At 47.6% G+C, this 13,204-nt stretch carries 11 protein-coding genes; 6 read left to right on the forward strand and 5 right to left on the reverse strand.

The features are described 5' to 3' along the window. Positions 1 to 104: 104 nt before the first annotated feature. The gene (locus H569_RS21600) at positions 105 to 2,741 is read right to left on the reverse strand and encodes a sensor domain-containing protein (protein WP_051273770.1); all 2,637 of its coding nucleotides are present in this window, start codon (positions 2,739 to 2,741) and stop codon (positions 105 to 107) included. 249 nt (positions 2,742 to 2,990) lie between these two features. Between H569_RS21600 and H569_RS0118650 the strand changes: the two genes are divergently transcribed. Together H569_RS0118650 and H569_RS0118660 are read left to right on the forward strand one after the other, a co-directional pair. Then, on the forward strand, positions 2,991 to 3,677 hold the full coding sequence (locus H569_RS0118650) for a rhomboid family intramembrane serine protease (protein WP_027366216.1): 687 nt from the start codon (positions 2,991 to 2,993) through the stop codon (positions 3,675 to 3,677). Positions 3,678 to 3,892: 215 nt separating this feature from the next. Next, on the forward strand, positions 3,893 to 4,093 hold the full coding sequence (locus H569_RS0118660; protein ID WP_027366217.1) for a PspC domain-containing protein: 201 nt from the start codon (positions 3,893 to 3,895) through the stop codon (positions 4,091 to 4,093). A gap of 1 nt (position 4,094) precedes the next feature. On the opposite strand, the gene H569_RS0118665 is transcribed toward H569_RS0118660, so the two are convergent. Beyond that, positions 4,095 to 5,705, reverse strand: a complete 1,611-nt coding sequence (locus tag H569_RS0118665; protein ID WP_027366218.1) for a long-chain fatty acid--CoA ligase — start codon at positions 5,703 to 5,705, stop codon at positions 4,095 to 4,097. 340 nt (positions 5,706 to 6,045) lie between these two features. On the opposite strand from H569_RS0118665, the gene acs reads away from it, so the two are divergent. Both acs and H569_RS0118675 read left to right on the forward strand, forming a co-directional pair. Beyond that, positions 6,046 to 8,145, forward strand: a complete 2,100-nt coding sequence (gene acs, locus H569_RS0118670; protein WP_027366219.1) for an acetate--CoA ligase alpha subunit — start codon at positions 6,046 to 6,048, stop codon at positions 8,143 to 8,145. Between the two features lies 1 nt (position 8,146). After that, on the forward strand, positions 8,147 to 9,214 hold the full coding sequence (locus H569_RS0118675; protein ID WP_309294798.1) for a phosphotransacetylase family protein: 1,068 nt from the start codon (positions 8,147 to 8,149) through the stop codon (positions 9,212 to 9,214). 54 nt (positions 9,215 to 9,268) lie between these two features. On the opposite strand, the gene H569_RS0118680 is transcribed toward H569_RS0118675, so the two are convergent. Continuing rightward, complete coding sequence (locus H569_RS0118680) at positions 9,269 to 9,517, reverse strand: hypothetical protein (protein WP_027366221.1); 249 nt, start codon at positions 9,515 to 9,517, stop codon at positions 9,269 to 9,271. Between the two features lie 23 nt (positions 9,518 to 9,540). On the opposite strand from H569_RS0118680, the gene H569_RS0118685 reads away from it, so the two are divergent. Further along, complete coding sequence (locus tag H569_RS0118685; protein ID WP_027366222.1) at positions 9,541 to 10,341, forward strand: HAD family hydrolase; 801 nt, start codon at positions 9,541 to 9,543, stop codon at positions 10,339 to 10,341. Here the strand turns inward: H569_RS0118685 and H569_RS0118690 are convergent. Beyond that, a complete protein-coding gene (locus tag H569_RS0118690) occupies positions 10,318 to 11,676 on the reverse strand; it encodes an ATP-binding protein (protein WP_027366223.1) in 1,359 nt (452 codons plus the stop codon). The two genes, H569_RS0118685 and H569_RS0118690, sit on opposite strands and share 24 nt — an antisense overlap. Positions 11,677 to 11,739: 63 nt before the next feature. Then, complete coding sequence (locus H569_RS0118695) at positions 11,740 to 12,132, reverse strand: hypothetical protein (RefSeq protein ID WP_027366224.1); 393 nt, start codon at positions 12,130 to 12,132, stop codon at positions 11,740 to 11,742. An 80-nt stretch (positions 12,133 to 12,212) separates the two neighbouring features. Here H569_RS0118695 and H569_RS0118700 point away from each other — a divergent pair, with 80 nt between their 5' ends. Continuing rightward, entirely contained in the window at positions 12,213 to 13,151 is a 939-nt protein-coding gene (locus tag H569_RS0118700; protein ID WP_238492603.1) for an RluA family pseudouridine synthase, read from the forward strand. The last annotated feature ends 53 nt before the right edge of the window (positions 13,152 to 13,204 follow it).

Consider the following 13,204-nt stretch of genomic DNA (forward strand, 5'->3'; position numbering starts at 1 on the left):
ATGTGGTGCAGACAAAATAAACCCGGCGATTTATTTATGAAATCGCCGGGTTGGGCAAGCGGCGCGTTTAAGCGCGTTTAAATCTTGGTTCCATTGTAAATTGGTTACGCTATGTACCAGTCCTCGATAGGCCGGGGTTTGCCGAAGTGATAACCCTGTCCGAAGTCTATCTGAAGCTCACGCAGCACCTTCAGCACATCAACATTTTCTACGAATTCGGCAATGGTTTGTTTGCCCAGAATGTGAGCAATAGAACACATAGCTTGGACAATAGCTCGTTGTTGTAAATCGGTATGAATGTTTTTAATGAACGAACCGTCAATTTTTAAATAATCGACTGGTATACTATTCAAATACGCAAAGGTTGAAAAACCGATACCGAAGTCATCCAGCAAAAACTTGCAGCCGATAGACTTCAGCTTGTGTACCCATCGTTCTGCCAATAAAAGATCCCTAACCGCAGAGGTTTCAGTAATCTCAAAACCAAGTCGGGAAGGATTAATGCCACTTTCAATAATGGCTCTTTCGATGAAGGAAAGCAGATCTTCTTCACCCAGGCTTAATCCGGAGATATTAACAAATATATTAATATCTCGATAGCTTTGTAAAGTTTGCAAAACAGTGCTGACCACCCAGCGGTCAATTTGTGGCATTAAGCTGAAGTCTTCGGCTATTGGGATAAATTCACCCGGTAAAATTAATTCATTATCCATGCCTATTAATCTAACCAGGGCTTCATAGTGAGATATCACTGTTTTTCCTTCACGAATATCATAAATAGGCTGGTAATGAACAATAAATTGTTCTTCTTTTAAAGCTCTCTTAATTAGCTGCACTATATTGTTAAAACGTTCCAGTTTGGCTGATGGGTTGCTGTCCGGATTATTGAATACTGCCCTGTTACGCCCGAGTTCCTTGGCGGCATGGAGAGCAATGTCCGCGTTGGAAAGCAGTTGGGCTGAATCCATGGTACCGTCGATGATGGTTATGCCGATACTAATACTGATATTGGAAAAGTTGCCGAAGTTATTTAAAATGAACTCATACTCATCTACAGAGGATCTGATTTTTTCAGCCATGGCGGCTGCACTTGCTTCGTCGGCATCTTCCAGTAGTGCGGCAAACTCATCCCCGCCGATGCGGGCCAGCAAATCGTTTGAACGCAAGTTTGAACCAATTAATTCGGCTATGTTGATTAGTACCCGGTCGCCTGAATTGTGACCAAATAGGTCGTTGATGATTTTGAAGTTGTCAATATCAATTAACAAGAGGGCACTTTTGGGGCCCGATTTGGCATTAGCAATTACTTTATCCAGCGCTTGCTCTAAGTAATACCTGTTGGGCACTTTTGTCAGGTAGTCGTAAGTGGCCATGTAATAAAGGTGTTGTTCCATCTGCTTTTGTTCGGTTATGTCGTGGAAAGATGCAACCACCCCCGATAAATTACCTGTCGCGTCGAAAAGCGGTGCAGCATTTACGGACAGCATAACTATTGCACCGTTATTGTGTTCAATTGCGTGTTCGACATGCCAAACCGGTTTTCGGGTGCGCATTACGCAGGCAAAAGGCAGTTCTGCTTCAGGAAACGGCCCGCCTTTTACTGATGAAATTTTCCACAAAGGATCGTTATATATTTTATGTTCTATCAATGATTCCTCAACTTGTAATATCTTTTGGGCTGCTTCATTGGCAAATATTATCCGGCCCAGGGTGTCAAAAATGATTATACCGTTTGGCACCGTTTCAACTATACGCGCCAGCCTGACTTCACTTTCCTGTAAGGCTTTCTGTGAAAGTTGTATGTCGGTTGTGTCAAAAAAAATTGTGGCAAATTGTTTGGGCTTTGGACAAAATACATATACGTCCAAATATTTATCCAGAGCCTTTGAATAATTATTTAATTTCCTGGGTTGACCGTTCAGGGCAACTTCCCCGTATGTTTCAATCCAGTAGGACTCGGTTTGGGGCAGCACTTCCAGTACGGTTTTCCCTACCACATCTGCATGTTTCAGTCCCGTTATATTTTCAAAAGCCTTGTTCACATCCAAGAAGCGGTAATCGTAAGGTTTGCCGGCATGGTCGCAAATAATTTCATGTAGTGCAAAACCTTCCATCATTGAATTAAAAAGAGTGTAATACCTTGTTTCTTCTGCACGCTTCGCTTCTTCAGCCAACCTGTGGCCGGTTATGTCCAATCCCAATTTCAGCACCAGTGGTGTATTATCCACATCGTGAAAAGGATAATCATAAATGCGGTAGATACAATTATCCCAAGCTTTAAATTCTCTTTCAACATGTTCCTGTTTGTCAAGCAATTCTGATATATCGCAACCGGAGCATGGTTTATTTCGTTGCTTGAGAATTTGGTAGCATTTACTCCCTTCAACATCCCCGAACCTTTGTTTAAAATATTTATTTGCATACTGAATGGAGTAATCATCAGCCATGAGACACAATAGGGCCGGCAAGGCGTTGATCAGGGAAAAAAGTCTTTTGCTTTCGTTGGCTAATTTACTGGAAATAGCAGCCTGTTTGGATAATTCTTTATGTATAATGAAAAAAAACACAATACTTGTAACCAACACAAATAATAATCCCTTGATAGTCTGAAAAAAGGTCAACCTGGGTTCGTAAAAAAGATTGTTTAAGGTTAGGTCTGAAGCATAGATCCAAAAACCTCCAAAAAGGATATATAGAGCTATTATTTTTATGGTCGTGATAAAAGTTTGCTTGTTGTTCATTACAAACACCTTTTTTCTGAAAATTTTACCATAAAAAAGTTAAAAAATGTATGGTCTTTGTCGAAAGTTGATTTATTGCTAAAATTATGGTATTAAAGGTTTGCATATCCGGCATCAACCGACCCCGACCACAACGACCTGCCCGATTATTTTTAATTATATCCTCATCTATTGCACAAAATAGATAAAAAGCAATAAAATTGTATAAGGATCTATTTGCAAAAATAAATTAATTTTGAGGAGAAAAAAATGATACCACTCAGGGACAGTATCCGTTCAAGCACTTTCCCCATCGTAAATTTGAGCATTATTATCCTGAACCTGGTTATTTATGTTTGGGAGGTCATGCTTGGGCCCCAGCAATTGAACCAAATTTTTTATATCTTCGGCCTGGTGCCTGCCAGAGCGCTTGATATCTTCCTTTCAGGCGCGTCAATTACGCCTGTTTTGGTAAACCTGTTTACGTCCATATTTATTCATGGCGGGTGGGTGCACGTTATCGGCAATATGTTGTTTCTCTGGGTTTTCGGGGATAACATTGAAGACCGGCTGGGGCATTTCAAGTACCTCTTGTTTTATCTGGCGGCCGGGGTTGCCGGCGGTGTGGCCCATATTTTGTCCAACCCGGCCTCAACCATCCCGGTGGTGGGTGCCAGCGGCGCCATAGCCGGCGTTTTAGGGGCTTATGTGGTGGCTTTCCCGCGTTCACGTATACTGGCGCTGGTGCCTATTTTTATAATTTTTACCCTGGTGGAGATTCCTGCCTTAATATTTATAGCCCTCTGGTTTGTGATTCAGATCTTTAACGGCGTGGCTTCTCTGGGCGGTTCAGTCAACCCTGTGGCCTGGTGGGCCCATGTTGGCGGGTTCATCACCGGAGCGTTATTGATTAAAACCATGGCTCCCAGAGGGGTGCGGGGTTATTACCGGTCGTAAATGGAGAAGGCCGCTTCCTCCGCCGACAGGGCTAAATATCGACTGAAATATATTAAACTGTGGGGCGCTTGGTTGTCAGCCGCAACGAAAAAAGACCAACCTGGTCAAGGCCGGTCTTTTTTCGTTGCAGTAACGGGATTTTAGGTTTGGAAACAGAAGTAATTTAATTTATCGTTTTGGTATCTGATAATCTCTCCAAGAAAGGACTGGGGTCCATGGCCAGGCAAATTAAACGTTTATACCGGTCATCGAATAACCGCATGATTGCAGGTGTATGCGGCGGGTTGGCCGAATACCTCGGTGTCGACCCGGCGATTGTGCGGTTGGGTTATATCATTCTATCCGTTGCATCAGCGGCCTTTCCCGGTATTCTGGTTTATCTGGTGGCTTGGCTGGTGATACCGCGCGACTTTTAACCTATGCCTGCTCCAAGCGTTGCCGCAGGGCTTTTTTATTGAATTTGCCCACGCTGGTTTTAGGGATCTCGTCGACAAATATGACTTTGTCGGGGAGCCACCATTTGGCCACCTTGTCTTCCAGGAAACTGATGATATCCGCTTCCGATAACCGGCCTTTCCAGTCTTCACGGATCACCACGCAGGCAACGGGCCGTTCAACCCACTTTTCGTGGGGCATGGCCACCACTGCGGCCTCCTGGACCGCCGGGTGGGCCATAATGGTGTTTTCCAGGTCTACGGAAGATATCCATTCTCCACCGCTTTTAATCAGGTCTTTGGCGCGGTCGACGATGCTTACAAAGCCTTCCTTGTCCACGCTGACGATGTCCGAGGTATGCAGCCATCCACCGGCAAAGGCCGGTTTGCTGCGTTCGGGATCCTTATAGTATTCTTTGGCGATCCAGGGACCCCTGAGCCATAACTCGCCTATTTGCTTGCCGTCCCAGGCCGCTTCCCGTCCCTCTTCGTCGACCACCTTCATTTCCAATCCGGGCACCAGGAGGCCCTGCTTTGCTTTTGCATCATAAAGTTGGTCAGCCGGCCAGTCTAACATATAACTCTTTGGCTTGGAAACCAGTACCACCGGGGTAGTCTCTGTCATGCCGTAGGCATGTAAAATCGGGACGCCGATTTCTTCATCAAAAGCTTTGATCAGTGCTTTGGGAGCGGCGGACCCGCCGCATACGAAGCCCCTGACGCTGCTGAAATCAAACTTCTGCTGCCTGTAAGCGGCCAGTACGGCCATCCAGATGGTGGGGACACCAGCCGCCAGGGTTACTTTTTCCTCTTCGATCAGCTTGCAGATGGTCGCCGGGTCGGGGCGGGCGCCGGGCAGCACTTGTTTGCTGCCGAACCAGGTGCAGGCGTAGGGGAGGCCCCACGCGTTGACATGGAACATCGGCACGATGGGCAGCAGGCTGTCGGTTTCGGACAGGGCCAGCGAATCAGCCAAACCAATACACATGCTGTGCAGGTAGAGGCCGCGGTGGGTGTAAATAACACCTTTGGGGTCTCCCGTAGTTGCGGTTGTGTAACACATGGCCGCCGGGGTATATTCATCCAGGTCTTCAGGAAAGTCAAACGCATCCGGTGCCGCTGCCAGCAGCTTTTCATAGGAATATACCGGGTTCAAGCCGGTTGCCGGGAGCTCATCGCTGTCGGTCATCACGATGTAAGCCTGCACCGTGGGTAGTTTGTCTTTAATGCCTTCCAGCAGGGGCAGCAGGTCCTGGTCGACAAAGATTACTTTATCTTCAGCGTGGTTAATCACGTATTCCAGTTGCTCGGTGAATAAGCGCAGGTTTAAAGTGTGCAATAAAGCACCATAGCAGGTGACGCCGAAATACAGCTCCAGGTGGCGGTGATTGTTCCATGCCAGGGTTGCCACGCGGTCGCCCTTGTGTATCCCCATCTCTTGCAAAACATTGGCCAGCCGGCAGACCCTTTTGTAAAAATCACCGTAGTTATAGCGCCAGATGCCGGTATAATCCCGGGAAACTATTTCTTTTTTGGGGAACAATTTGCGTGACCGTTCTAAAATTCCTCGTAATAACAACGGGTATTCCATCATGTTTGTCCAGCCCCCTTGTGGAAATGTTGTAAAATTTAAAAAATAAAAAAAGTTGTTATAATTTTAGGTAATTGTGTATTCCCGCACAATTTTATCAACCCGGAAGGACAAATTAACTGGTTAACCAGTCATAATTAAGGGTTTAACGGCTGTCAACCGGATAATATATTAAACTTATTTGAATAATTTTAAAAGAGTTATTTTTACCTTTCCGGTTTACTATCAATCATCAAGCACGTATAATCATATTAATCCGGGCGATTAAATAAAAATAAGTGTACCAGGGTAATAATTTGTCATCATTATTTAGTTAAAACAGGGCGCTAGCGAGGTGATGATAGTGAACAAACTCACAAACATGACCAGGCCGGGGACAGTTGCGGTGGTTGGGGCTTCTTCCAAGCAGGGTAAAATAGGGCACACAATTTTAAAGAATATTATCAGCTGCGGTTACCAAGGTAAAATTTATCCCATTAATCCAAAGGAAAACGAAATTGAGGGGATTAAAGCTTATCAATCCGTTGCTGACCTGCCCGAGCCGCTTGACCTGGCAGTGATAGCAGTACCGGCGTCATTGGTAGCAGGAGTGGTGGAAGATTGCGGCCGCAACGGGGTAAAAAATCTGGTCGTCATAACCGCCGGGTTTAAGGAGATAGGGGCAGAAGGTCTGGCGATGGAGAAAAAAATCATTGAGACCTGCCGGGAGTATGGCATGCGTCTCCTGGGTCCCAACGTGGTGGGTTTTATTGATACTCATACTCCGATTAATGCTTCATTTGCAGCCACCTTCCCCCCGAAAGGGGAAATAGCTTTTCTTTCCCAAAGCGGGGCCATGCTTGTGGCCATTTTAGATTGGAGCCTGTCGAGCGGGCTCGGCTTCAGTAAGGTGGTCAGTCTTGGCAATAAGGCCGATTTGTCGGAAATAGATTTTATTGAAGATGCTGCAGACGACCCCAACACCAGGGTAATATTATGTTATATTGAAGATATCGTGGACGGGCCGAGGTTCTTGGATGTGGCATCCCGGGCAGCCCGTAAGAAACCGGTTATTGTAATTAAATCAGGCACCAGCCAGGCCGGGGCCCAGGCCGCCTCTTCCCATACGGGGGCGCTGGCAGGCAGCGATTTGGCGTATGATGTTGCTTTTAGGCAATGTGGCGTGATCAGGGCCCGGTCGATGACGGAGTTGTTCAACTTGGCTGTGGCCTTTGCCAGGTCGCCCGTACCGTCGGGCAGGAGGGTGGCGATAGTTACCAACTCGGGGGGGCCGGGGATTATTGCCACCGACAACGTTGAAAATTTCGGCTTGCAAATGGCCCGGTTCACCAAGGAGACCATTGATGCTTTAAGGGCCTCCCTTCCGGCGGAAGCAAACGTATACAACCCGGTGGACGTGTTGGGTGATGCGAAGGCCGACCGTTATAAGTTTGCTTTGCAGAAAGTTTGTGCCGACCCCAATGTGGACAGTGTAGTGGTTTTAATGTGCCCCACCGGTGTCACCCAGCCTGTTGAAACCAGTGAGGCTATCCTGGAGGCAAAAAGAGCGTACCCGGAAAAACCAATTTTAGCCGCCTACATGGGGGGTGAAACCCTGGCCCGGGGCACGGCATTGCTGACAGAGGGAGGGGTCCCGTGCTTCACTTTTCCGGAACCTGCTATTTCCTGTATTGGCGGGTTGGTGCGCTATAATGAAATGCTGCAAAAGCAAGAGGAAGCAGTTGTCCAAATAAGCGGTATCGATCAAAGAGGGGCCAAAGCTGTATTTTATGATGTGATCAAGGATAACAGGTTGGTGCTGTTGGGCAGTGAGGCGGCGGAGGTGGCCCGTTGTTATGGTATTCCGGCAGCCCCGACGGTGCTGGCAACTTCACCGGAAGAGGCGGCTCTGGAAGCCGAAAAGATGGGTTACCCGGTGGTGCTGAAAGTAGCCTCTCCTAAAATATTGCACAAAACAGACGTGGGTGGAGTTATCGTCGGGCTGAAAAATTCTGATGAAGTACGCAGCGCATATTTGGAGATAATGGATAATGTGCATGGGTATATGCCGCAGGCCGTGGTTTATGGTGTAGAAGTGCAAAAGATGATGCCAAAGGGTACCGAGTTGATTATCGGCATGACTAAAGACGTTCAATTTGGCCCGCTGGTGGGCTTTGGGCTTGGCGGAATTTATGTTAATTTGCTGAAGGATGTCAGTTTCAGACTCAGCCGGGGGCTTACTGCCGGCGAAGTTGAGAAAATGCTGCAGGAAACAAAGGCCTATACATTGCTGCGTGGTTATCGCGGTGAAAAACCGCGCGATATAGCCGCCCTGACAGACGTTATATTGCGGGTGGCTGCGCTGGTCAACGATTTCCCGGAAATAACGGAGATGGACATCAACCCGGTATTTGCGTACGAAAACGGGCTTTCTGCCCTGGATATCAAAATCACAATATCGTGAGGTGATTAATTTGAAAAACCTCTTTATAATGGGTAACCCTGATTGCGGTAAAACGACGGTAGTTGTAGGTCTGGCGCTGAAATTAAAAGAAGCTGGCTATAAGGTGGGATATTTCAAACCTGTTGACAATGGTCGAAAAACTGCTACGGGTAAAGTTCCAGGTGGCGATGCCGTGCTGTTGAAGGATGCTCTGGGCATGGAAGCTCCGCTGGGATTGATTAGCCCAGCTAAAACCGGGCCTTCATACTTGGGGATTTTTGATCAAGATTATAACCTGCAGCAAATTAAATCAGCCTTTAAAGAAATTTCCAGTGATTATGATGTTATGCTTGTTGAGGGTGCTATCTTTCCTTATGCGCTATCCTCGGTTGGAATGGATTCGGTTTCCCTGGCCAGGGAGCTTGATTCCATGGTAGTAAATGTGGTAAAAGTGGAAAACGATTTTAGTTTGGACCTTGCAATTATGTATAACAATTATGTTGTATGCCGGCAGGCCCAAGCCGCAGGCACAATTTTTGTCAACGTTCCAAGGGCGCTGCAGGCCAAGGTGGAGGGAGTATTCCGCCCGGCCCTTGCCGATGCCGGCTATAAGACGCTGGGTATTATCCCGAACCGCCCTGAATTATCATCTCCCACAGTAGCGGAATATCAAGAGAGGCTTGGCGGAGAGCTGCTGGTGGGGCACGACAACATGGACCGGCTGGTTGAAGATGTGGTCGTCGGCGCCATGACCATGGACAGCGCCTTAACCTACCTGCGCAGGGCCGCCAACAAAGCGGTGATTTTGGGTGGTGACAGGGCGGATCTGGCTTTGGCTGCATTGGAGACCCATACATCTGTGCTGGTACTTACCGGTGGCTTGTACCCGGACGTAAAAGTGCTGGCAAAGGCGGGAGAAAAAGGTGTTCCGGTAATTCTGACCTATCAGGATACTTATACCGTTATTGAAATGTTAAGCCAGGTGCATAGACATTTAAAACCAAACGACAAGATCGGGATAGCCATTGCCCGGGAAAACTTTGAACAGTATTGCGATTATCATGCCATTATTGAAATCTTAGGTCTGTAAAGGTTAGCCCCGTAAAGGGGCTTTTTCTTTTTTTACGGGTGGGGTAAAATGATGTCAATGCATTCGTTGGATTTGATTGATGTAGTCGTTCACACTATGGACTATTTTATTTTTGACATGCTCTCTGGTTTCCTGGGGAATGTTTTCATTGATAGGGATATCATTATGATCAGCCAGGCGGTGGTACTGAACTATTCCGTCGCCGATCAATCTGCCTTCATCTGTTACCCGGTAATGCACAATATAGCTCGGGTCAATTGAATTATCCTTGTCAACTCTAACCGCTATCTGATACTCACTCATATTTGCCCTCCTTCGGGAGTCAGTTGCATTATCTGTATATAACGGTGATAACGTTATCATGTGATGAAGAGGGTGATAATATTCCTTTACTGCAGGCTGGTAAAAAAGAATTTGACTGTAGTGCCGTCTTGCTTGATAAAGACGGCACATTGCTTGATTTTAGGATAATGTGGCTTGAGTGGTCCAAGTATGTTATTAATGAGCTGCTATCTAAAATAGGCCAGGTAAAGATTATCTCAAATTCGCTGGAAAAGGCTATGGGCGTTGATTTAACCGGCTGGCAGGTGGATCCGGAAGGCCCTTTGGCGGGAGGGACCATGACCGGCTTGCGGGTAGCCCTGGAGGAAACGCTGGCGGGCGCGGGTATGACGCCTGAAGCTGCAGCGGCCCTTGTTATTGAGGTATTGCGGCGCTCTGAAACCGAAATGGACTGGGGGGCGCTGGCCAGGCCGATGCCCGGTTTGGAGGAAAAATTATTTAACCTGAAGCTCAAAAACTTCAAGCTGGCGGTTGTTACCGCTGATTTGGCCGAAAGATCTAAAATTACGCTTAAGGCACTGAAACTTGACCAGTATTTTGATACTATCATCGGAGCCGACCTGGTGAAAAACACCAAGCCTTACCCCGATATGGCGCTTTTGGCCTGCGGCAGGCTTGGTGTGACACCGGGGGATGCCGTGGTTATCGGTGACTCCCCCAGGGATATACTTATGGCCAAAAATGCCGGTTCCGGCAGTATCGGTGTGCTCTCCGGCGTTTCTACCGGTGACCAGCTGGCCGGAGCCGATGTAATCATACCTTCAGTGGTTGACCTGCAAACTTGATTCTGCGAGCAATTTTTCACCTGTGAGATGGTCAATGAACTGGCGTGCCGATCTTGGGGAGCGCCCGTTATGCCAACTGGCCCATTGTAGCGCGCGGCGGCGGAGGTCCTGCGGGTCTAACCGGAGGTTTCTTTGCCGCGCCAGCCCCTGGACTATTTCTAAAAAGAGCTCCTGGTCCGGGTTAGGGAAAATGACCGTGATGCCAAAGCGGTCGGCCAGCGACAGTTTTTCCTGCACGGAATCCATGGCATGAATTTCCTGGCCGGACAGGTTTGCCTCCCGGTCTGCAAAAGTTTCACGAACCAAATGCCGCCGGTTTGAGGTGGCGTAAATTAGCACATTTTCAGGCTTTTCCTCCAGCCCTCCTTCCAGCAGCGCTTTAAGGTCCTTGTAGCCGGTTTCATGCTCCTCAAAGGACAGGTCGTCCACAAACAAAATGAACCGGTGCTTGCGACCGTTCAATTCCCCTATAATGGCCGGAAAATTCGCCAGCTGTTTTTTCCCTACTTCTATAAGCCGCAAACCCCGGCTCCAGTACTCGTTAAGCAGTGCCTTGACGGTAGATGATTTACCGGTTCCACGGTCACCGTATAACAATATATTGTTAGCCGGGGCGCCGTTGATAAATTTTTTCGTGTTGTCTATTATTTCAGCACGGGTATCAGTATAACCAATTAAATCGGAGAAAGTTATCGGGTCAGGACGGCTGACACCCCGCAGTGAGTGGTTTTCCCATTTAAAGGCAATATATCTGCCGAAAACGCCACAGCCGTAAGCCGCGTAGTATTCGGCCAGTTTTTCAGCATGCTTGTCCCAGTTTTTGGCGGACGCCAGTGCATACTTAAGCGGAATACGCTCGTTTAATACAGGTGTCGTGTTCTGTACGGAGGGCGCTAATGCCACCCACCTGGGTAAAGCAACCAGGTGGCGGGGAAATTCTGGTAATTTTTTTAACGATTCCTGGGTTGCTTCAAGGATGATACTTAATCCGGTTTCAAAGGCCAGGTGCAATAACTCAAGATCCCGCCGGACCGCTTCCAGGTAAACTCTGTGGTCCAGCTCCCGGTTATAAGCTGCTTTGCTGAAAGGGTTGACATCATCCAGCAGTAAATCAAGCAGGTGGTTTTGCCAGGGGTCGACTGATTCCATGGGGTTTACGGTTTGCGCCAGCTGATAGTAGAGCTTACTGTAAGTAACTGCCGGGTTAAGCGCTTCGGATGGTTCTACCAGCGCTTTAAGGTGATCCAGGTAACAACTGAGGACGGGGTCGGAAAGTAACGAACGGTAGATGGCCAAACTGTCAATTGCATGAATTATTGTTTTAAATTTATCCATAAGTAAAAACCTCTTGTTATAATGTTTTTTGTCTTACTCCGCACCGCGGATTAAATAAGTAGTTCAGAGGGTGCCCCTTTTATTCCTCCAGTATTTGATATATTCTTCGTAAAGGACCCCTCCTGGACTCCATTCCGATTTGGTTTGTTGTTCAGTTTTATATACATCTGTCCAGAGACCAAGTTTTTCTTTTATTGCCAGCCGGGGTGTTTCCTCATGGGGGATCAAGGTGTAAACGCACAGAACTGAGTTTTTGATATAAGGGCATGGATCGCATTTGGCGTATTTGTTGGCAAATTTAGCCATGTTTAAAATGCCTTGATTGGCCAGCTCGTCAAGCTGCGGGGCAATTTCCCTGAAGAAATCCGCGCTCCCTTCGTAGATCCATTTGCCTGCTACTTTATTATTGATTTCCGGTGCAAAAATATAGGTCCAAACATTACCTACCTGAATCATAGTTATCCCCCTAATAACCTCGCCCAGCATTTTAAAATATTTATAAAACATTATAACTATATTATACTAAACAAGAGGAGTTGAGTGAACAATCAGTGGAAAACCTGGATTTAATTATAACCGTAGATGACAAGGATAGCGGTTGTACGGTAGGGACAATGCTGCGTAGAAAAAAAGGTTTTTCCCGTACCCTGGTGCGTAAGTTAAAGCGATCTGGATCAATCCGGTGCAATGGTGTGCCGGTTTTTATGGGAGACAAGGTTAAGGCGGGGGACGTGCTGGTGGTGACAATGCCCGGGGAAGAAGCAACTTTGCTCGAACCTGAGGAGATACCTTTAGATATTGTTTATGAGGACCGGGATATACTGGCGGTTAATAAGCCGGCCGGCATGCTGGTGCATCCAGTCAAGTGGGAACAGATCGGAACACTGGCTAACGCTGTTTTATATTACTGGCGGGAAGCAGGGAAAGTAGGTCGTTTTCGTCCGGTCTACCGTCTGGACAGAGATACCTCGGGAATAGTTTTAGTGGCCTTTGGCCAGTATGCTGCCCAGCAGTTGGCGGCTCAACTTGAAAAAAAATTACTCCGTCGCCGGTACATTGCTGTGGTGGAGGGAACGCCGCCCAATGTTGGCAAGATTGATTTGCCTTTAGGCTTAAAACCCGGCTGTAATGCTGAGTGGATGGTGACCCCCGGTGGAAGGCCGGCAATAACTCACTACCGGCTGCTCAGGAAGCTCGGGAACGGGCGGACAGGGTCGTCCGCCCCTGCGTTTTCATTGCTGCAACTTGAGCTGGAGACGGGCCGGACGCACCAAATTAGAGTGCATATGAGTCATATTGGCCACCCGTTGGTGGGGGACGCCCGGTACGGAGGGGATGAAACGCTATTTCACCGGCAGGCCTTACATGCCGCTGCCATAGATTTTATTCACCCCCGCACCGGTGCCCAGGTCAAACTGCGTGCTCCCATTCCGGCTGACATGCGGGAACTTGTCAGGTATTTAAGGAGTCAGTAGTCAGGAGTCAGAATGAGAGAACCGGCGAAAAGATCTGCAGACTTAGTTTAACA

Source organism: Desulfotruncus alcoholivorax DSM 16058 (genome assembly GCF_000430885.1).
GTDB lineage: Bacteria > Bacillota > Desulfotomaculia > Desulfotomaculales > Desulfallaceae > Desulfotruncus > Desulfotruncus alcoholivorax.

What these genes read in the sequence shown, in the direction of transcription:
- H569_RS21600 (WP_051273770.1), bottom strand. Translation starts at nt 2,741, where the DNA reads ATGAACAACAAGCAAACTTTTATCACGACCATAAAAATAATAGCTCTA.
- H569_RS0118650 (WP_027366216.1), top strand. Translation starts at nt 2,991, where the DNA reads ATGATACCACTCAGGGACAGTATCCGTTCAAGCACTTTCCCCATCGTA.
- H569_RS0118660 (WP_027366217.1), top strand. Translation starts at nt 3,893, where the DNA reads ATGGCCAGGCAAATTAAACGTTTATACCGGTCATCGAATAACCGCATG.
- H569_RS0118665 (WP_027366218.1), bottom strand. Translation starts at nt 5,705, where the DNA reads ATGATGGAATACCCGTTGTTATTACGAGGAATTTTAGAACGGTCACGC.
- H569_RS0118680 (WP_027366221.1), bottom strand. Translation starts at nt 9,517, where the DNA reads ATGAGTGAGTATCAGATAGCGGTTAGAGTTGACAAGGATAATTCAATT.
- H569_RS0118690 (WP_027366223.1), bottom strand. Translation starts at nt 11,676, where the DNA reads ATGGATAAATTTAAAACAATAATTCATGCAATTGACAGTTTGGCCATC.
- H569_RS0118695 (WP_027366224.1), bottom strand. Translation starts at nt 12,132, where the DNA reads ATGATTCAGGTAGGTAATGTTTGGACCTATATTTTTGCACCGGAAATC.